This window comes from Enterococcus sp. DIV0712 (assembly GCF_050554855.1).
GTDB lineage: Bacteria > Bacillota > Bacilli > Lactobacillales > Enterococcaceae > Enterococcus > Enterococcus faecalis.
On record NZ_CP187333.1, the window covers coordinates 215,001 to 234,000 of the forward strand.

The 19,000-nt window shown below is 39.8% G+C and carries 17 protein-coding genes, 25 tRNA genes and 1 rRNA gene; 40 read left to right on the top strand and 3 right to left on the bottom strand.

Annotation, left to right across the window (positions count from 1 at the left end; all coding sequences use genetic code 11):
- Positions 1-26: 26 nt before the first annotated feature.
- From rrf to IGL42_RS01165, 32 genes are all read left to right on the top strand, one after another.
- Positions 27-142: ribosomal RNA gene (gene rrf, locus IGL42_RS01010) — 5S ribosomal RNA — on the top strand.
- Between the two features lie 14 nt (positions 143-156).
- Positions 157-229, top strand: a tRNA-Val gene (locus tag IGL42_RS01015).
- A 6-nt stretch (positions 230-235) separates the two neighbouring features.
- Positions 236-308 (top strand) — tRNA-Lys (locus IGL42_RS01020).
- A 16-nt stretch (positions 309-324) separates the two neighbouring features.
- A tRNA-Leu gene (locus tag IGL42_RS01025) sits at positions 325-406 on the top strand.
- Positions 407-412: 6 nt separating this feature from the next.
- Positions 413-488, top strand: a tRNA-Thr gene (locus IGL42_RS01030).
- A gap of 4 nt (positions 489-492) precedes the next feature.
- A tRNA-Gly gene (locus tag IGL42_RS01035) sits at positions 493-564 on the top strand.
- A gap of 15 nt (positions 565-579) precedes the next feature.
- Positions 580-665: transfer RNA gene (locus tag IGL42_RS01040), tRNA-Leu, on the top strand.
- 14 nt (positions 666-679) lie between these two features.
- Positions 680-753 (top strand) — tRNA-Arg (locus IGL42_RS01045).
- Positions 754-764: 11 nt separating this feature from the next.
- Positions 765-838 (top strand) — tRNA-Pro (locus tag IGL42_RS01050).
- Positions 839-851: 13 nt separating this feature from the next.
- Positions 852-924, top strand: a tRNA-Ala gene (locus IGL42_RS01055).
- Positions 925-946: 22 nt separating this feature from the next.
- A tRNA-Met gene (locus tag IGL42_RS01060) sits at positions 947-1,020 on the top strand.
- Positions 1,021-1,040: 20 nt separating this feature from the next.
- Positions 1,041-1,114: transfer RNA gene (locus IGL42_RS01065), tRNA-Ile, on the top strand.
- A gap of 33 nt (positions 1,115-1,147) precedes the next feature.
- Positions 1,148-1,237, top strand: a tRNA-Ser gene (locus tag IGL42_RS01070).
- 33 nt (positions 1,238-1,270) lie between these two features.
- A tRNA-Met gene (locus IGL42_RS01075) sits at positions 1,271-1,344 on the top strand.
- 38 nt (positions 1,345-1,382) lie between these two features.
- Positions 1,383-1,459 (top strand) — tRNA-Asp (locus IGL42_RS01080).
- Between the two features lies 1 nt (position 1,460).
- Positions 1,461-1,531 (top strand) — tRNA-Gly (locus IGL42_RS01085).
- Between the two features lie 9 nt (positions 1,532-1,540).
- A tRNA-Ile gene (locus IGL42_RS01090) sits at positions 1,541-1,614 on the top strand.
- A 14-nt stretch (positions 1,615-1,628) separates the two neighbouring features.
- Positions 1,629-1,700: transfer RNA gene (locus tag IGL42_RS01095), tRNA-Glu, on the top strand.
- Between the two features lie 12 nt (positions 1,701-1,712).
- A tRNA-Ser gene (locus IGL42_RS01100) sits at positions 1,713-1,802 on the top strand.
- A 33-nt stretch (positions 1,803-1,835) separates the two neighbouring features.
- Positions 1,836-1,909 (top strand) — tRNA-Met (locus IGL42_RS01105).
- A gap of 48 nt (positions 1,910-1,957) precedes the next feature.
- Positions 1,958-2,031, top strand: a tRNA-Asp gene (locus IGL42_RS01110).
- 5 nt (positions 2,032-2,036) lie between these two features.
- Positions 2,037-2,109, top strand: a tRNA-Phe gene (locus IGL42_RS01115).
- Positions 2,110-2,123: 14 nt separating this feature from the next.
- A tRNA-Gly gene (locus tag IGL42_RS01120) sits at positions 2,124-2,194 on the top strand.
- Positions 2,195-2,207: 13 nt separating this feature from the next.
- A tRNA-Ile gene (locus tag IGL42_RS01125) sits at positions 2,208-2,281 on the top strand.
- A 10-nt stretch (positions 2,282-2,291) separates the two neighbouring features.
- Positions 2,292-2,379 (top strand) — tRNA-Ser (locus IGL42_RS01130).
- Between the two features lie 15 nt (positions 2,380-2,394).
- Positions 2,395-2,466 (top strand) — tRNA-Glu (locus tag IGL42_RS01135).
- Positions 2,467-2,708: 242 nt separating this feature from the next.
- The gene (licT, locus tag IGL42_RS01140) at positions 2,709-3,551 is read left to right on the top strand and encodes a BglG family transcription antiterminator LicT (RefSeq protein WP_002355181.1); all 843 of its coding nucleotides are present in this window, start codon (positions 2,709-2,711) and stop codon (positions 3,549-3,551) included.
- A 73-nt stretch (positions 3,552-3,624) separates the two neighbouring features.
- Positions 3,625-5,523, top strand: coding sequence for a beta-glucoside-specific PTS transporter subunit IIABC (locus tag IGL42_RS01145; protein WP_010710841.1), 1,899 nt, complete (start codon positions 3,625-3,627; stop codon positions 5,521-5,523).
- Between the two features lie 23 nt (positions 5,524-5,546).
- Positions 5,547-6,977 carry a 6-phospho-beta-glucosidase gene (locus IGL42_RS01150; protein ID WP_002375743.1) on the top strand — a complete coding sequence of 477 codons (1,431 nt, stop codon included), beginning with the start codon at positions 5,547-5,549 and terminating at the stop codon, positions 6,975-6,977.
- A 122-nt stretch (positions 6,978-7,099) separates the two neighbouring features.
- A complete protein-coding gene (locus tag IGL42_RS01155) occupies positions 7,100-8,566 on the top strand; it encodes a glycoside hydrolase family 1 protein (protein ID WP_002361133.1) in 1,467 nt (488 codons plus the stop codon).
- Between the two features lie 20 nt (positions 8,567-8,586).
- On the top strand, positions 8,587-9,405 hold the full coding sequence (locus tag IGL42_RS01160) for a histidine phosphatase family protein (protein ID WP_002358330.1): 819 nt from the start codon (positions 8,587-8,589) through the stop codon (positions 9,403-9,405).
- A 137-nt stretch (positions 9,406-9,542) separates the two neighbouring features.
- On the top strand, positions 9,543-10,286 hold the full coding sequence (locus IGL42_RS01165; RefSeq protein ID WP_010710840.1) for an alpha/beta hydrolase: 744 nt from the start codon (positions 9,543-9,545) through the stop codon (positions 10,284-10,286).
- Between the two features lie 17 nt (positions 10,287-10,303).
- Here IGL42_RS01165 and IGL42_RS01170 read toward each other — a convergent pair whose 3' ends face one another.
- Positions 10,304-10,897 carry a bifunctional transcriptional activator/DNA repair enzyme AdaA gene (locus IGL42_RS01170; RefSeq protein ID WP_002379037.1) on the bottom strand — a complete coding sequence of 198 codons (594 nt, stop codon included), beginning with the start codon at positions 10,895-10,897 and terminating at the stop codon, positions 10,304-10,306.
- 111 nt (positions 10,898-11,008) lie between these two features.
- On the opposite strand from IGL42_RS01170, the gene IGL42_RS01175 reads away from it, so the two are divergent.
- From IGL42_RS01175 to IGL42_RS01195, 5 genes are all read left to right on the top strand, one after another.
- The gene (locus IGL42_RS01175) at positions 11,009-11,500 is read left to right on the top strand and encodes a methylated-DNA--[protein]-cysteine S-methyltransferase (protein WP_002389531.1); all 492 of its coding nucleotides are present in this window, start codon (positions 11,009-11,011) and stop codon (positions 11,498-11,500) included.
- A 12-nt stretch (positions 11,501-11,512) separates the two neighbouring features.
- Positions 11,513-12,025, top strand: a complete 513-nt coding sequence (locus tag IGL42_RS01180; protein ID WP_002355189.1) for a DNA-3-methyladenine glycosylase I — start codon at positions 11,513-11,515, stop codon at positions 12,023-12,025.
- Positions 12,026-12,037: 12 nt separating this feature from the next.
- Entirely contained in the window at positions 12,038-12,712 is a 675-nt protein-coding gene (locus IGL42_RS01185; protein ID WP_010710839.1) for an HD domain-containing protein, read from the top strand.
- A gap of 142 nt (positions 12,713-12,854) precedes the next feature.
- Positions 12,855-13,790 carry a cation diffusion facilitator family transporter gene (locus IGL42_RS01190; RefSeq protein ID WP_002386043.1) on the top strand — a complete coding sequence of 312 codons (936 nt, stop codon included), beginning with the start codon at positions 12,855-12,857 and terminating at the stop codon, positions 13,788-13,790.
- 29 nt (positions 13,791-13,819) lie between these two features.
- Positions 13,820-14,233, top strand: coding sequence for a DUF4809 family protein (locus tag IGL42_RS01195; protein ID WP_002355192.1), 414 nt, complete (start codon positions 13,820-13,822; stop codon positions 14,231-14,233).
- 98 nt (positions 14,234-14,331) lie between these two features.
- Here the strand turns inward: IGL42_RS01195 and fabI are convergent, their stop codons facing one another.
- Positions 14,332-15,084, bottom strand: a complete 753-nt coding sequence (gene fabI, locus IGL42_RS01200) for an enoyl-ACP reductase FabI (protein WP_002358338.1) — start codon at positions 15,082-15,084, stop codon at positions 14,332-14,334.
- Positions 15,085-15,381: 297 nt separating this feature from the next.
- Between fabI and fabF the strand changes: the two genes are divergently transcribed.
- The 3 genes from fabF (at position 15,382) to IGL42_RS01215 (ending at position 18,169) form a co-directional block, all read left to right on the top strand.
- The gene (fabF, locus tag IGL42_RS01205; protein WP_002355195.1) at positions 15,382-16,620 is read left to right on the top strand and encodes a beta-ketoacyl-ACP synthase II; all 1,239 of its coding nucleotides are present in this window, start codon (positions 15,382-15,384) and stop codon (positions 16,618-16,620) included.
- Position 16,621: 1 nt separating this feature from the next.
- Entirely contained in the window at positions 16,622-17,056 is a 435-nt protein-coding gene (gene fabZ / locus IGL42_RS01210) for a 3-hydroxyacyl-ACP dehydratase FabZ (RefSeq protein WP_002355197.1), read from the top strand.
- Between the two features lie 144 nt (positions 17,057-17,200).
- Complete coding sequence (locus IGL42_RS01215; RefSeq protein ID WP_002386045.1) at positions 17,201-18,169, top strand: dihydroorotate oxidase; 969 nt, start codon at positions 17,201-17,203, stop codon at positions 18,167-18,169.
- Positions 18,170-18,206: 37 nt separating this feature from the next.
- Here the strand turns inward: IGL42_RS01215 and IGL42_RS01220 are convergent, their stop codons facing one another.
- On the bottom strand, positions 18,207-18,854 hold the full coding sequence (locus IGL42_RS01220; RefSeq protein WP_002361142.1) for a FusB/FusC family EF-G-binding protein: 648 nt from the start codon (positions 18,852-18,854) through the stop codon (positions 18,207-18,209).
- Positions 18,855-19,000: the final 146 nt, after the last annotated feature.

A 19,000-nucleotide genomic window follows, 5' to 3' on the forward strand; every position in this document is an offset into this window, starting at 1 on the left:
TCAACTCAATAAGAAACAACACCCAGTGTGGTGGCGATAGCGAGAAGGATACACCTGTTCCCATGCCGAACACAGAAGTTAAGCTTCTTAGCGCCGATTGTAGTGAAGGGTTTCCCTTTGTGAGAGTAGGACGTCGCCACGCGAATTGTTGTTTTTGGAGGTTTAGCTCAGCTGGGAGAGCACCTGCCTTACAAGCAGGGGGTCAGCGGTTCGATCCCGTTAACCTCCATTTTTTGAGCCGTTAGCTCAGTTGGTAGAGCATCTGACTTTTAATCAGAGGGTCACAGGTTCGAGCCCTGTACGGCTCATATTCATATTTCATTTGCGGGTGTGGCGGAATTGGCAGACGCACTAGATTTAGGATCTAGCGCCGCAAGGCGTGGGGGTTCAAGTCCCTTCACCCGCATATTTAGCCGGCTTAGCTCAGTTGGTAGAGCATCTGATTTGTAATCAGAGGGTCGAGGGTTCAAGTCCTTTAGCCGGCACCATTTTGCGGAAATAGCTCAGTGGTAGAGCACCACCTTGCCAAGGTGGGGGTCGCGGGTTCGAACCCCGTTTTCCGCTTAGCCAATTCATTACGCCGGGGTGGCGGAACTGGCAGACGCACAGGACTTAAAATCCTGCGGTGAGTGATCACCGTACCGGTTCGATTCCGGTCCTCGGCATTGTTTTATATTTAGCACCCATAGCTCAACTGGATAGAGTGTTTGACTACGAATCAAAAGGTTAGGGGTTCGACTCCCTTTGGGTGCATTAGTTATATACGGGAAGTAGCTCAGCTTGGTAGAGCACTTGGTTTGGGACCAAGGGGTCGCAGGTTCGAATCCTGTCTTCCCGATAATAATTTTCATGGGGCCTTAGCTCAGCTGGGAGAGCGCCTGCTTTGCACGCAGGAGGTCAGCGGTTCGATCCCGCTAGGCTCCATTCTTATTTAATATAAGAGTTTCGCGGTGTAGCTCAGCTGGCTAGAGCGTCCGGTTCATACCCGGGAGGTCGGGGGTTCGATCCCCTCCGCCGCGATTATACATTTGGAAGAGCCTGGACCTTTAGCTCAGTTGGTTAGAGCAGACGGCTCATAACCGTCCGGTCGTAGGTTCGAGTCCTACAAGGTCCATTGTGACGTTGTTTATAGTTTTATTTTTATCATGGAGGATTACCCAAGTCCGGCTGAAGGGAACGGTCTTGAAAACCGTCAGGCGGGTAAAACCGTGCAAGGGTTCGAATCCCTTATCCTCCTTTCTTAGGAATTAAGTTTCCTTAGTCTAATTATCGCGGGGTGGAGCAGTCAGGTAGCTCGTCGGGCTCATAACCCGAAGGTCGTAGGTTCAAATCCTGCCCCCGCAATTGCTTTTGATTTCAAAAGCACATAAAAAGAAAAGTATGGTTTGGTAGTTCAGCTGGTTAGAATGCCTGCCTGTCACGCAGGAGGTCGCGGGTTCGAGTCCCGTCCAGACCGCCATGCGGGTGTAGTTTAGTGGTAAAACCACAGCCTTCCAAGCTGTTGTCGCGAGTTCGATTCTCGTCACCCGCTTTTCTTTTTGGGCCTATAGCTCAGTTGGTTAGAGCGCACGCCTGATAAGCGTGAGGTCGATGGTTCGAGTCCATTTAGGCCCATAATTTTATAAAATGGCCCGTTGGTCAAGCGGTTAAGACACCGCCCTTTCACGGCGGTAACACGGGTTCGAGTCCCGTACGGGTCATAGTTTTGTTACGGAGGATTACCCAAGTCCGGCTGAAGGGAACGGTCTTGAAAACCGTCAGGCGGGTAAAACCGTGCAAGGGTTCGAATCCCTTATCCTCCTTTCTTAGGAATTAAATTTCCTTGGTCTAATTATCGCGGGGTGGAGCAGTCAGGTAGCTCGTCGGGCTCATAACCCGAAGGTCGTAGGTTCAAATCCTGCCCCCGCAATTGCTTTTATTTTTTAAAGCATACATTTGCATAAAGCAAAAACGAATTGGTTTGGTAGTTCAGCTGGTTAGAATGCCTGCCTGTCACGCAGGAGGTCGCGGGTTCGAGTCCCGTCCAGACCGTTTTTGGCTCGGTAGCTCAGTTGGTAGAGCAATGGATTGAAGCTCCATGTGTCGGCAGTTCGATTCTGTCCCGCGCCATCCAAGAAAAATTTGCGGGTGTAGTTTAGTGGTAAAACCACAGCCTTCCAAGCTGTTGTCGCGAGTTCGATTCTCGTCACCCGCTTTTTTCTTATTTGGGGCCTATAGCTCAGCTGGTTAGAGCGCACGCCTGATAAGCGTGAGGTCGATGGTTCGAGTCCATTTAGGCCCATTTATTTCTTGGGGAAGTACTCAAGTGGCTGAAGAGGCGCCCCTGCTAAGGGTGTAGGTCGGGAAACCGGCGCGAGGGTTCAAATCCCTCCTTCTCCGTTTTTTCTTTTTAATGGCCCGTTGGTCAAGCGGTTAAGACACCGCCCTTTCACGGCGGTAACACGGGTTCGAGTCCCGTACGGGTCATAGTGAAGCATACAAACATTGTTTGTATGCTTTTTTTATTTTTATTACAAAAAAATGTCGTTGAAAGCGTTGACATTTGTTGTAAATATGTTATTCTTTGGATGTAGGGATAAGTAAATAGATGGATAGTGATTGTTTAAAGACAAGCTAAACCTAATTTTTTCATGAAGCGACAGGTGTGTCGTTCTTTTTGAAGAAATTGGGTTTTTCTTTTTTCAACGAAACACAAAGGAGGTGGGGCATTGATTATTCACAAAATTTTAAACAATAATGTGGTTATTACATTAGATGATGATAAACGAGAGCAAATTGTTATGGGCAAAGGAATTGCTTTTAAGAAACGCATTGGGGATTGGGTTCCTGATGAAAGTATCGATCAAGTTTTTTATTTAGCCAATCAAGAAACATCACTTAAGTTTCAAGAATTGTTAGGAAATATTCCTTTAGAGATGATGAAACTCTCGGATGACATTATTGTTTATGCAAAATCAACGTTGAAAAAGAGTTTGAATGATACCATTTATATTTCTCTGACGGATCATTTGTACACAGCTTTAGAAAGAAAAAAACAAGGAATTGCAATTAAGAATTTATTATTATGGGATATTAAACGTTTTTTTCCTGAAGAGTACGAAGTAGGAGTAAATGCTTTAAAAATGGTACAAAAGCGCGTAGGAATGGAATTGTCAACGGATGAGGCAGGTTTTATCGCATTGCACTTGGTAAATGCGGAGATGGAGGAAGAAGTCGGTAATATTTACGAATTGACAAAGTTGATGCAAGAGATTACAAATATCGTCAAATACTATTTTAAGGTAAGTTTTGATGAAGACTCTGTCTACTTTTATCGATTTAGCACACATTTAAAATTTTTCTGTTATCGCTTATTACACCAACGTGAAGTTGTCGAAAATGATGATGAAGAACTGTATGCGGTAATTAAAAAGAAATATCTCAACGCCTATCGTTGCGTGGAAAAGATCAGCTTGTATTTAAATGAGAACTATGACTATCAAGTTTCAAATGAAGAACGCTTGTACCTAACGATTCACATTGCACGAATTGTACAAACAACGGAACAATAAACGCACCACTTTGGATAGTGACATTCAGTTGGCTAAACCTTCAAATGAAAATAAATTTTTGGAGGAAAAAAAGATGGGAAAATATCATGAACTAGCAGAAAAAATTGTAAAAAATGTCGGTGGGCAAGAGAATATTAATAGTTTGACACATTGTATCACACGTCTTCGCTTCAAATTAAAAGATGAGAGTCAAGCGAATGATGATGTCTTAAAAAATATGGACGGTGTGGTAACTGTTATGAAAAGCGGTGGACAATACCAAGTCGTTATTGGGAACCATGTTCCAGCCGTTTACGAAGAAGTAGTTAGTATTGCAGGCTTGTCAGGAGAACGTGAAGAAGAAGTTTCCAGTGGGAATTTATTTGATCGCTTAATAGATATTTTAAGTGGTTGTTTCCAACCCTTTTTAGGGGCGTTAGCAGCGGCTGGGATGGTCAAAGGGTTAAATGCCTTATTGGTTTTCTTAAAGCTCTATACGGCTACGTCAGGGACTTATACCATGTTAAATGGGATTGGCGATGCAATTTTCTACTTTATGCCAGTTATTTTAGGTTATACAGCAGCTAAAAAATTCCGGTTGCATCCAATGGTAGGGATCGTGATTGGCGCAGCTTTATGTTACCCAACGATTCAAGGAAGTGCATTACAAACGGCCTTTGAAACAACAGCGGGTGCGGGAGCCGCAGCACCGTATAATTTATTCGGTTTACCTGCCTATAATACATTTATGGGGATCCCTTGGGTCGGTGCGAACTATACAAGTAGTGTCGTACCAATCATCTTCATTATTGCTTTTGCGGCACAAGTTCAAAAAGTGTTTAAACGTATTATTCCAGAAGTTGTTCAAACGTTCTTAGTACCGTTTTTCGTCTTGTTGATTGCCTTACCAATTGGTTTCTTAGTAATTGGGCCAATCGTTAGCATGCTAACAGATTTATTAAGCGCTGGCTTTACAGCATTAATGAGTTTCTCACCAGCTTTGTATGGTTTGATTCTTGGTTTCTTCTGGCAAGTCTTAGTTATTTTTGGTTTACATTGGAGCGTTGTGCCATTAGCTATTATGCAAGTGACACAAGAAGGTTCAAGCCAAGTATTAACGGGATCATTTGCAGCTAGTTTTGCGCAAACAGCGGTTGTTTTAGCGATGTTCTTCAAATTGAAAGATAAAAAGTTAAAAGCTTTGTGTCCGCCAGCAATTATCTCTGGTATTTTTGGTGTAACAGAGCCAGCAATTTATGGAATCACTTTACCAAAAAAATGGCCATTTATTTATTCAATGATTGGTGGCGCTGTCGGTGGTTTATATTTGATGATCAACAATGTGACAGCTTATACAATGGGTGGTTTAGGAATTTTTGGTGTGCTAAACTTTATCAATGGTGATGATGCAAGTGGGATGATTCAGTCCTTTATTGCAATTGCCATTGCAGCGGTCGTTGGTTTTGGTCTAACATTCTTCTTCTGGAAAGACGATACAGTTGAGGAAGAAGAAGTGATTATTGATAAAACAACGATTAAAAAAGAAAATATTACAAGTCCAGTCAAAGGACGAGTGTTATCTTTAAAAAATGCAGAGGATCCTGCTTTTGCAAATGGAGCATTAGGAAATGGGGTCGTGATTGAACCAACGGAAGGCAAAGTGGTTGCACCCTTTGATGGAACGATTGTCACACTATTCCCAACAAAACATGCATTAGGTTTGATTTCAGATAACGGCACAGAATTATTGATTCATATTGGGATTGATACAGTTCAATTAGAAGGCGAAGGCTTTGAAGCTTTTGTAAAACAAGGTGACCGCGTGAAAAAAGGTCAAACATTAGTAACCTTTGATTTAGAAGGAATTAAAAAAGCTGGGTTTAGTACACAAATTCCAATCGTTGTGACGAATACAGCGGATTATTTAGATATTTTGGAAGTCGGCAGTAATGAAGTTTCAACAAGCGATGATTTGCTGACCGCTTTAATATAAAAAGATGTGGAGGAAGAGAATTTATGGCATTTAGAAAAGACTTTTTATGGGGTGGCGCAACAGCAGCCAATCAATGTGAAGGTGGCTATAACGAAGGCGGACGCGGTTTGGCAAACGTCGATTTAGCGCCAACGGGTCCAGATCGTTTTCCAGTAATCACTGGTGAAAAGAAAATGTTTAACTTTGATGAGGAACATTTCTATCCTGCACAAGAGGCGATTGATATGTATCATCGCTATAAAGAGGATATCGCCTTGTTTGGTGAAATGGGTTTTAAAACATACCGTTTATCCATTGCTTGGAGTCGAATTTTTCCAATGGGAGATGAAACAGAGCCGAATGAAGAAGGCTTGAAGTTCTATGAAGACTTATTCAAAGAATGTCATAAATATGGGATTGAGCCACTAGTAACGATTACACACTTTGACTGCCCAATGCACTTAGTGGAAGAATATGGCGCTTGGCGTAGTCGTAAGTTAGTAGGTTTCTATGAAAATCTTTGCCGTGTAATTTTCAACCGATATAAAGGATTAGTCAAATATTGGTTAACATTTAACGAAATTAATATGATTTTACATGCACCATTTATGGGAGCAGGTCTATACTTTGAAGAAGGCGAAAACAAAGAACAAGTGAAATACCAAGCGGCCCATCATGAACTACTAGCAAGTGCAATTGCGACAAAAATTGCTCATGAGGTAGATCCTGAAAACCAAGTAGGTTGTATGTTAGCGGCTGGTTCCAACTACGCTTATACTTGTAAACCAGAAGATGTTTTCGCTGCTCGACAAGCAGATCGTGAAAATTATTTCTTTATTGATGTCCAATCACGTGGGGAATACCCTGCGTATGCTTTAAAAGAAATGGCCCGTAAAGGTATTCAAATTGAAATGGAAGAAGGCGACGAAGAACTTTTAAAAGAACATACGGTGGACTTCATTTCGTTCTCTTATTATTCTTCTCGTGTCACATCAACAGATCCAGAAATTAATGAACAAACAGCTGGTAACATCTTTGCCTCTGTGAAAAATCCTTATTTAAAAGCCAGTGAATGGGGTTGGCAAATTGATCCACTTGGTTTGAGAATTACGATGAATGACTTATATGATCGTTATCAAAAACCACTATTCATTGTTGAAAATGGCTTAGGAGCGGTAGATACACCAGACGAAAATGGTGATGTAGTCGATGATTATCGTATCGATTATTTGGCGGCGCATATTCAAGCGATGAAAGATGCTGTTGAACAAGATGGTGTCGACTTGTTAGGCTATACGACTTGGGGCTGTATTGATTTAGTATCAGCTGGAACAGGTGAAATGAAAAAACGCTATGGCTTTATCTATGTGGATCGCGATAACGAAGGAAATGGTACGTTAAAACGAAGCAAGAAGAAATCGTTTGATTGGTACAAAAAAGTAATCGCAACAAATGGTGAAGATTTAAGTAATTAATAAAATTAGCAACTATTAAAGGGCGTTTGACGTTGGTAGAAAAAACAAGGACTCTTCTGCCAGCGTCAATTCCCTTGATGGTTTCTTTGTTATGCCTAAAAACAGAGGGAAAGAGGGATTTTATGGGATTTCCAGAAAATTTTTTATGGGGCGGCGCAACAGCTGCTAACCAATATGAAGGTGGCTATCTTTCAGGAGGCAAAGGTCTGAGTACATTAGATGCAATTACTGGTGGTAGTCAAACAGAACCGCGACGGATTACGTATTTAACTAAAGAGGGCCAAAAAGCTTCGTGTACGCGCGATCAAGCATTACCCGAAGGAGCGATTGGTTATATCGATGAAGAGTTATACTACCCTAGTCATGTAGCGACGGACTTTTACCATCATTACGAAGAAGATATCGCCTTATTTGCAGAAATGGGTTTCAAATGTTTTCGGCTGTCTATCGCCTGGAGCCGGATTTGCCCAAATGGAACAAAAGAGATTAATGAAGAAGGCTTAGCCTTTTATGATAAAGTTTTTGATGCTTTGCTGCGCAATGGAATTGAGCCCGTTGTGACGATTAACCATTTTGATATTCCGATGTATTTGGCCGATGAATATGATGGTTGGAAAAATCGTGAAGTGATTGATTTCTTTGTTTTCTTTTGCGAAACCATTTTTACACGTTATCAGGATAAAGTGAAGTATTGGATGACTTTTAATGAAATTAATTTTTTAAGAAGTTGGACGCAAATTGGGATTCACAATAATGATAAACAAAGTAAATATCAAGCAGCGCATCATCTATTTGTAGCAAGTGCGAAAGCAGTTGAATTAGGACATTCCATCAATCCAGATTTCCAAATTGGTATGATGGTGGCTTATATTCCAAGTTATCCTTTGTCCTGCAAACCTGAGGACGTGATGGCAGCTGTTCAATTTAACCGAGAGCAAGAATTTTATATGGATGTCCAGGCTAAGGGCTATTATCCAGCGCATAAGCTCAAAGAATTTGAGCGTGAAGGAATGACAATTCAAATGGAGTCAGAGGATTTAGCGATTATTCAAAAAGGAACAGTTGATTATATCGGGTTTAGTTATTATATGTCGACTGTTTCGACTGCTTATCCCGAAGAAGTAAAATATGTCGGAGGCAACCAAATGCCTGCGGTTAAAAATCCTTATTTGCAAGAATCTGAATGGGGCTGGGCTGTCGATCCTTTAGGGTTAAGAATTTCATTGTGTCAGTTGTCAGATCGTTACAATATGCCATTGTTTGTGGTTGAAAACGGGTTTGGTGCGGTGGATACATTGCAAGAGGATGGCTCGATTGTCGACGATTACCGCATTGATTATTTTAAACAACATATTGAAGCCATGAGAACCGCAGTAGAAGAAGACGGGGTTAACTTAATTGGTTATACGCCATGGGGTTGTATTGACTTAGTTTCAGCAGGGACTGGCGAAATGAAAAAACGTTACGGCTTTATCTATGTAGACATGGATGACCAAGGTCAGGGAACCTTGAAACGAACTAAGAAAAAATCATTTAATTGGTACAAACAAGTTATCGCTAGTAATGGTGAAAACTTAACAACTGAGTAGAAAATGAGGGGAAATAAAAAATGAAAAAACGATTGACGATTGTGGGGATGCTTTTTCTGGCCATTTTAGTAATGGTTGGTTGTGGTAAAAATCAGCAAGCAACGACAAAAGAAAAAGAGACAAAACCTGAAGAACTAACTCTTTACATTGTGCGCCATGGAAAAACCATGTTAAATACGACGGACCGCGTACAAGGATGGTCAGATGCGGTCTTAACACCAGAAGGTGAAAAAGTTGTGACAGCAACTGGGATTGGTTTGAAAGATGTTGCCTTTCAAAATGCATATAGTAGTGATAGTGGCCGCGCCTTGCAAACTGCTCAACTTATTTTAGATCAAAATAAAGCAGGCAAAGACCTTGAAGTCGTGCGTGACCCAGATTTACGTGAATTTAATTTTGGTAGCTATGAAGGGGATTTAAACAAGACAATGTGGCAGGATATTGCTGATGATCAAGGTGTTTCCTTAGAAGAATTTATGAAAAACATGACTCCTGAATCCTTTGCCAACAGCGTAGCTAAACTGGATCAACAGCGCGAGGAAAGCAAGAATAACTGGCCTGCAGAAGACTATGCTACAATTACCAAACGTTTGAAAAAAGGCTTAGATAAAATTGTTGCCACAGAATCAGCCAATCCCGGGAATGGCAATGTTTTAGTGGTCTCTCATGGCTTGAGTATTTCAGCGTTGTTAGCAACTTTATTTGATGATTTTAAAGTCCCAGAAGGCGGTTTGAAGAATGCTAGTGTCACAACAATTCATTACAAAAATGGCGAATATACTTTGGATAAAGTCAATGATGTCAGCTACTTAGAAGCAGGCGAAAAAGAATCAAAATAATCTAAGGCATCGAGAAACAGTCTAGTTAGGAGTTGGTGGAGCAAGAAAAGGGTTGCTTCACCAACTCCTATTGTTGTGTTCTTTTTTTATTAAAGGTAGAATCAGAAAGAAGAATTTTTTCATTGGGAGGAAATGAGATGAAAAATAGAACAAAATCACGCTGGAAAAAAATTGTCCTAGGAATCGGGCTTTTTTTAGCGGTATTAGTCATCGGTCTGACTATTTTTATTAAAAATAGTACGTATCAAGCAACCGATTCAGCCTTAAAAATAAGTCAAAGTGCCACGCAAGAAAAAAACTATGATTATTATACAAACGGGCAAAAAAATGATACAGCACTGATTTTTTATCCAGGTGCATTGGTTGCGCCCGCTAGTTATAGTGAATGGGCGCAAGAAGTTGCTACGAAAGGTTATGATGTCTATGTTGTTCATTTTCCTTTGAATTTAGCGGTTCTTGCACCAAATGCTGCAGAACAAATTATAAAGGATCATCCACAACAAAACTTCGTTTTGGCTGGACATTCTCTGGGTGGTGTGATGGCTAGCCGTTTTGTAGCGGAAAATGAGCAACGAATCAAAGGCATGATTTATTTAGCCAGCTATCCTGACGAAAAAGGTGCACTAAACAAGCAAGATCTGCCGGTTCTGTCAATAACAGCCACAAACGATGGTGTTTTAAATTGGACTAGCTACCAAAAAGCCAAACAGTTTTTGCCAAAAGATACGCAGTATGTATCTATCGAAGGTGGGAATCATGCAGGGTTTGGTAATTACGGTGTCCAAAAAGGAGACAACAAAGCGACAATTTCTAACGAGCAACAGCAAACAGAAATCAGTCAATTGATTGTAGCGTGGCTACAATCACGCCCCAATAAATAATCCGATGAGCCGAAATGTTATTTTTTCGGCTCATTTTTACTGCGATAAACAGAGGGGGTTACGCCTGTTTCTTTTTTAAAAGTGGTGGCAAAATATGCTGCGGTTTGGAAGCCAACTTTTTTCGCGATTTGTTGAATCGTAAGGGGTGAATGGAGAAGCAATTCTTGGGCTTGCCTAATTCGGATACTTGTTAAATAAGCTAATGGGGTTTGTTTTGTCTGTTCCTTAAAGGTTCGCTGCAAATGAAAGGGACTACCGTGGCAGGCTTGCGCTAAATAGTCTAAACTTAATGGTTCCGCTGAATGCCGATCAATAAATTGCTTAATTTGAGCAACCCATTCCTCGTTAGGAACGACTTGCCCGGTTGGTTGACATCTTTTACATGGACGAAAACCAAGTGTTAAAGCTTCCTGAGCCGTTTTGAAGATCAGAACGTGGTTCTTGTTGGGCACACGGGAAGGGCACGAAGGACGACAAAAAATTTTAGTTGTGGTCACACCATAAAAAAAATCACCATCAAATTGCGTATTATTATTTTGAATGGCTTCCCAACGTTTCTGAGTAAGTCGATACGTTGTTTTCATTGTAAGCACACCTCCCGTTTTCTTCATTGTAAAAGAATCCCTAATAAAAACAAGTAAAAAGTGATAGGAGCGCAAGATTTTGAAAGCCAAAAGAATTATAATGAAGATAAGAAAAACACGAGAAAGAAGTGTAGAAATATGGCAAAAAAGATTTATTATGCGCAACAAGAATGGCAGAACGATCACTATTATCTTGGTGTGACAGACGCTGGACTAGCTTTTGTAGGTTCAGCCAATCAATCGATAGAAGAGCTGAAAAACTGGTATCCTCAAGCACAATTAGAAGCTTCTGAAAAGAAAACTGCGCCTTATAAAGAAGCATTAATAAGTTATCTTAACCAACATTCGACAACGTTTGCTTGCCCCATAGACATCAAAGGAACGCCCTTTCAAAAAGAAGTTTGGCAGGCGTTGCAAGAAATCCCTTATGGTGAGACAATGACCTATCAAGAAATTTCAGAAAAAATTGGGCGTCCACGTGCGGTTCGAGCAGTTGGCACAGCGATTGGGAAAAATCCTTTATTAATGGTCATTCCTTGCCATCGAGTCATCGGCAGCAAGGGACAATTAACCGGTTACCGTGGTGGTTTAGCAATGAAACAAGCATTATTAACATTTGAACAGTCTTAAAAGGAGGCGGCGATGAACAACTATCAATGGTATACAGAACAATGGGGAAAACCTACAAGAGAGGATGATTTGCTGTTTTTATTGTTGACGGTGGGTGTTTTTCAAGTTGGTTTAAGTTGGAAAGCAGCCGCAGGGAAAAAAGTAGCATTCATGAAAAATTTTTGCCAAATGAAGCCGGAAAAAGTTGCCGCGCTGTTGCCTGACGAAGTCGATCGAATAGTAGCTGATCCAGATATGATTCGCAATCGGCGCAAAATTGAAGCAACCATTAAAAATGCGCAAGCAATTTTAAAAGTACAAGAAGAATTTGGCAGTTTTGCCAATTATCTATGGCAATTTGTAAAAAACGTCCCCGTTTTATCTATTTATGAAGAAGCATACCAAGTCCCGCGCACACAGCTTTTGTCAGATAACGTAGCAAAAGACTTAAAAAAAAGAGGATTTTCTTTTGTAGGTCCGATTGTCACCAATATGTTTCTGAAAGCTAGCGGGATTATCCAGGTGGAAATTTTAAATCCAGAATAAAGGAGTGTTAGGATGTTTGAAAATGAATCTCTCAGTTTTGAAGAACAAACAATTATTCAAGCAGCAGAGCGTTATGTTCAACAAGAATTAGCCAACGAAGCAAGTGGCCATGACTGGTGGCATATTTATCGAGTGACACAATTAGCAAAAACAATTGCAGAGAAAGAACAAGCAAATTTATTTTTATGTATATTAACAGCATTGTTACATGATATTGGCGATGAAAAATTTAACGAAAGTGAAGAGGCTGGCTTGCTAAAGGTGCAACAATGGTTGGAAGCGAATGACGTATCAACAGAGCAAACGAATCACATCCTTTCCATTATTGCTAATATGTCCTTTAAAGGAGGAAATACTGGGAAAACAGTCACTACATTAGAAGGAAAAGTGGTCCAGGATGCGGATCGATTAGATGCCATCGGTGCGATTGGAATTGCACGGGTGATGGCTTATTCGGGAAATAAAGGCCGTTTAATTCACGATCCTCACAAACAACCTCGTGAACAGTTAACCCAAGAAGAATACCGGAATGGGGAAGATACTGCTATTATGCATTTTTATGAGAAACTTTTAAAGTTAAAGGAACAAATGAATACAAATTATGGTAGCTTATTGGCGGAAAAGCGTCATCAATTTATGGAACTTTATCTGGAGGAATTTTATCAAGAGTGGGATGGACACCGATAAATGAGGGCCAACTAAAACAGCCAGTACATTTCTTTTTGAATTTTAAGAGAACTCTTTTTTACAAATACCTCAGAAGTGGTAAAATGATGGATGAATAAACGGGTGGTTTATCTTAGTTTTACGTTACATATAGGAGGTAATTATGGAGACAAAAAAATCGAGTGGCATGTTTGCAGTTATTGCCGCACTGATTGCGAATATTTTAGTAGCGATTAGTAAATTTGTTGGTTTTGCTTTAAGTGGTAGTACCGCTATGATGAATGAAAGTATCCACAGTGTCGTGGACTGTAGTAATCAGGTGTTATTACTTTTTGGGAATAAGCGCGCTTCTCGTGGGCAAAGTGCGTTACATCAATTTGGAGAAGGCCGTGCAAAATACTTTTTTAGTACAATTGTTGCAACGATGCTCTTTTTTGGTGGGGGCGCGTTAGGCGTAATGGAGGCTATTCAGAAGTTACTGCATCCCTCTCATGAAGTAGAAAATGTGGCTATTGTCATTGGTATTTTAATTTTTGGTTTGCTTGTGGAAGGTAGCTCTTTGCGTGTAGCGATGAAAGAAATCAAAGAATTGAATACAGAGAAGTTATCGCTCTTAAAATTTTTGCGAGAAAGTCGTCACAGTGAAATTTTAATTATTTTTACGGAAGACTTTTGTGCGGTTATTGGTTTGTGTTTAGCTTTGGTGGGAACCCTTTTAACAATGGTAACTGGAATTGCTGCATTTGATGCTATCAGTGGTTTACTGATTGGTTTACTATTAATGTGTGCAGCCATTTTCTTAGCGAAAGAATTTTATAGTTTGATTATAGGCGAAAGTGTGACCGCTACAGATTTAGCAAAAATTAAAACCGCATTTGATCGGGCGGATGTTGAAAAACTAATTGATGTAAAGACCGTTCATTTAGGTCCAACTGAAATTTTAGTAGCGGCAAAAATTGATGTGGTAGAACCAATGGAAGAAGATGCACCTGATGTTGTGAATGCGATTGAACGAGACATTCGCAGTAAAATGCCTGATAAAAAAATCTATATCTATATTGAAGTTGACGATTATGATGTGAACTACATTCGTAAATAACAAATGAAAGAATAACTTTAAAAAACAATATGGGGGAAGAAACGATGCAAGAGGCAATTATAACAAGTACAGTAGATTTAACCAGTGGTGGTTGCAACGCCTGTGGTTTAGTGGAAGATACCGTCTACACATTAGCAATGAATGGAGTGGACATTCCGTTAGATGGCTTGACAGTTGCTCATCTAGTTTCTGCTGTTGTTGCCAGAAATGGATTTAAACAGGAGCTACAAATGGATATGCTAGATGACGAATATATCCTTTATCGAAAAGAAGACACAGCAGTAACCTTTAAAGAAGCGTACAATCATTTAAGCTACGATAACGGTTCTGAAAAAATCCAATCTAAAAATAAACTGGAAGATTTACCAGAACTTTTTGAACAAGTCAATCAAATTCTAACAACTGTTTTTGGAATTGAAACTGTCAATTTTATTATAGAATAAAGTAAAAAATAGAACAGAAATTGGACAATCAATGAGTGAAAGAGATTGTCCAATCTCTGTTTTTTAATGTATAAATAGAAAATAAAGACAAAAAATGATTAAGTTAAGTGAACGCCTTTATCGACATAAATGATGTCACCGACCACACCACTAGCTAGTTCACTGACTAAAAAGGCACAAGTGTTTCCGACTTCTTCAATGGTTACGCCTGTTTTATCTGGTGTCCGCTCATTAGAAATACTAATCAATTGATCGTAGTCTTTTACACCAGTCACAGCCAATGTTTTAATCGCTCCTGCGGAGATTCCGTTGACACGAATTTTATCTGCAGCTAATTCAAAAGCTAGATATTTCACGGCAGTTTCTAAAGATGCTTTAGCAATCCCCATCATATTATAGTTAGGAATCGCACGTTCGGAACCTAAATACGTCAATGTGACAATTCCTGAACCAGGATTTAACAAAGGTTTCGCATAATGAGTGACTGCTAAAAGAGAGTAGCTACTAATATCTTGTGCTAATAGGAAACCATCACGAGTGATGTCACTAACGTTTCCAGACAATTCTTCTTTTTTGGCAAAAGCAATCGCATGGACTAGTCCATCGATCGTGCCCACTTCATTTTTAATTGTTTCAAAGGCTGCTTGAATGGACGCATCAGAAGCAACATCGCACTCCACCAACAAATCATTTTCATCTGCTAATTTAACCACTTGCTTTTTCATGCGTTCGTTTTGATACGTATAAATAACATTGGCCCCTTGATCTTTTAATGCTTTTGCACAGCCCCAAGCAATACTTTTTTTGTTGGCAACACCCATTACGACGACATTCTTATTTTGTAAAAACATATAAAATCTCCTTTAATAAAAAATTTTTGTTGATAGAATAGGCTTTTCTTCATCAAAATGTAAAAGTTACATTTATTGAGTTGACGAATAAAATTTCAACTGGTATTATCTGTGTGAGAATGATAACAAAATCTTCTCAATTTTCTAATCTTGAAAAAAACAGACATTTTTCCTGATGTCTGAATTATTAACCAAAATACTTTGAAAGTCAAACTATTTTTCTTATTTTTTGAGAAAAAGTGCTGGAAACCGCATGAAATAATAGTTTGATAATCAAAATAAACTCGGAGGTACAGTATGAAAAGAGTGGTCATAACCGGCATGGGTGCCGTAACACCATTAGGCAATACCGTAAAAGAATTTTGGCATAATCTAGTGGATGGCAAGCTAGGAATTGGCAAAATTACTAAATTTGATTCTGAAGATACTGGGGTGGCTTTGGCTGGTGAAGTGAAAGAGTTTGACCCAAGTGCTGTTTTAGAACGCAAAGAGCAAAAAAGAATGGACTTATTTTCTCAATATGGCTTGGTCGCTGCTTTAGAAGCGTGGGAAATGAGTGGTTTAACAGAAGCAATGATTGACCCGACTCGTTTAGGTGTGATTGTCGGTAGTGGGATTGGCGGGATGACTACCTTACAAGACCAAGTACGGGTAATGGATAAAAAAGGCGCAAAACGCGTAACACCATTTTTCGTGCCCATGGTAATTGCTAATATGGCAGCGGGAAATATTTCGATTCGTCTAGGTGCAAAAGGACCTTCTCAAACTATCGTGACTGCTTGTGCTTCTGCGACGAATGCGATTGGTGAAGCTTTTCGCACGATTAAATATGGTTTAGCGGACATGATGGTAACTGGGGGGACAGAAGCCACAGTATGTGAAATTGGGATTGCAGGCTTTGCAGCATTGAATGCTTTAAATACAACAGAAGATGCGACTCGGGCTTCGATTCCTTTTGATAAAGAACGAAAAGGTTTTGTGATGGGTGAAGGCGCAGGAATGCTGATTTTAGAAGAACTCGAGCATGCACAGAAACGTGGCGCAACTATCTACGGCGAAATTGTTGGCTATGGCAGCAACTGTGATGCTAGCCACATGACCGCTCCTTTAAAAGACGGTAGTGGCGCGGCGGCTGCGATGGAAATGGCGATTGCAGAAGCAGGGATTACACCGGAACAAATTGGGTATATCAATGCTCATGGTACGTCAACCCCGGCGAATGACGCTGCGGAAACAACGGCCATCAAACGTGTCTTTGGTGAGCGAGCATCGCAAATTCCAATTTCAAGTACAAAGAGTATGACTGGACATTTATTGGGCGCGGCTGGCGGTATCGAAGCGATTGCTTGTGTACAAACATTGCAAGAAGGAAAAGCTCATCCGACAGTAGGCTACCAAGTTGCTGATCCAGATTGTGATTTAGATTATGTCACAGAAGGTGCACGTGACATTACAGCGGACTATACAATTAGTAATTCGTTTGGCTTTGGTGGCCATAATGGTGTAATTTGCTTGAAGAAATGGGAGGAAAACTAGTATGAAAAAAGTAATGACTGCAACAGAAATTATGGAAATGATTCCTAATCGCTATCCGATTTGTTATATTGATTATGTGGATGAAATTATTCCAAATGAAAAGATTATTGCAACAAAAAATGTAACAATTAACGAAGAATTTTTCCAAGGACATTTCCCTGGAAATCCAACAATGCCAGGCGTTTTGATTATTGAAGCATTGGCACAAGTAGGTTCGATTTTAATCTTAAAAATGGATCAATTTGAAGGTGAAACAGCCTATATTGGCGGTATCAACAAAGCCAAATTCCGTCAAAAAGTGGTCCCTGGTGATGTCTTGAAATTACATTTTGAAATCGTCAAATTACGTGACTTTGTCGGCATCGGCAAAGCGACTGCTTACGTGGAAGATAAAAAGGTCTGCGAATGTGAATTGACGTTTATTGTGGGACGATAAGAATCAATCAATTTTGGATACGTTAGTTTCCCTAAGAAAAGGAATAAGTCACAATGGCTTATTCCTTTTTAAATTTATATAAATAACACTAACGCAAAAAAACATGCTATAATCATAAAAAGCTTACGTGAAGGTGGTAAGCTTATGAGTAAAACAATTTACAGGAGGGTTTTTCTTTTGGATATTTCAGTAGAGTTTTCGGGACATAAATTGGCGAATGTGTTAATGAACGCATCAGGCATTCATTGTATGACAATTAAGGAAATGGACGAGTTAGCGGCTTCTCAAGCAGGTGCTTTTGTCGCTAAGACGGCAACACCTAATCCTCGTCAGGGCAATGAGGAGCCTCGGTATTTTGATACACCATTAGGAAGTATTAACTCAATGGGCTTGCCTAATTTAGGGATTGATTATTATTTAGATTATCAGATTGCACGTCAAAAGGAATTTCCTGAGGAGTTACGCTTTTTATCTGTATCTGGTATGAATTATGAGGAAAATATCGCTATTTTAAAAAAAGTGCAAGAAAGTGAATACACAGGAGTGACAGAATTTAATTTGTCTTGTCCCAATTTGCCTGGTAAACCGCAAATTGCTTATGATTTTGAATTAACAGAAAAGCTTTTAACAGAAGTTTTCCAATTTTTTACTAAACCATTAGGTGTAAAATTACCCCCATTTTTTGATATTGCACATTTTGACGCAATGGCTGAAATTTTAAATAAATTCCCTTTAGTATACGTGAATAGTATTAATAGCATCGGTAATGGTTTATATATTGACAGTGACAAGGAAGAAGTGGTCATTAAACCAAAAGGAGGTTTCGGTGGGCTGGGCGGCGAATATGTCAAACCAACAGCGTTAGCCAATGTTCGTGCGTTTGCGCAACGTTTGAAACCAGAAATCAAAATTATTGGAACGGGCGGTATTACATGTGGAAAAGATGTTTTTGAGCATCTTTTATGTGGTGCGACATTAGTACAAGTCGGTACACAATTGCATCAAGAAGGTCCACAAGTTTTTGAGCGTCTAGCCAAAGAATTACAAGAAATCATGGCAGCAAAAGGTTATGAAAGTATTGAAGAATTTCGTGGGAAATTGAAAGAGATGTAACAAAAAAACGTCAAGAAATTTTCTTGACGGTTTTTTGTTATTTCACAGCCTTAACATTTTCCATAAAGGCTTCCAAATATTCAGGTTGTGTTAATTGTTGGTTACAGGTGTCGCTATCATGGCAAATGTAATTGCCTTTTTTCGTGTAGGTTCCGTCACCGCCTGATTTGGTGGTAGCTAGGAACATAGACACATTCGTGATTGTTTGACAGATGGAGCAAACACCTTTAACAATGGTGGGTGAAAGGGTGCCGTGGACGCCGATTAATTTATTTTCTCGATAAGCTAAGATAAATTTTTTCTGAGTCCCAGCGTCGTTCCAACCGACATAGGTATTGTTCCGTAAATCCATGTTTTCCCACTCAGGAATCTTTAACTTTTTCACTTTGCGAAAGACTTTCGTGACTTGTGGTGTTGAAGGTTCCTTAAAGGGCAGCACGGTTTCTTTTAATTCGTCTAAATATTTTTCAGCACGTGCGCGTGTTAAACGACGATCCATCACTTTGTCCAACAAAATCGTAACAGCAGGGTGTTCTTCTGGAAATAACCCATTGATTTTTTCGACACATAGGGCCTGGACAGTTTTGACAGTCGTAGCATCGTTAACAGACGTATAGGTATTTAGTAACACAGCGACTTGTTCTTTAATTATGTTAAATTGGTAAGGTTGAATAGTTGGGTTCATGATTTTAAATTCCTTTCAAATAGACCGAGTACATACGCTGAAAGGCAATTTGTCTCACCAACGTATGTTTAGTGACAGACAACCTCATGTGTTTTTGATAAAGATAGCGTTTGACGTATCATATCATCACCCCCTTTAATGATTGA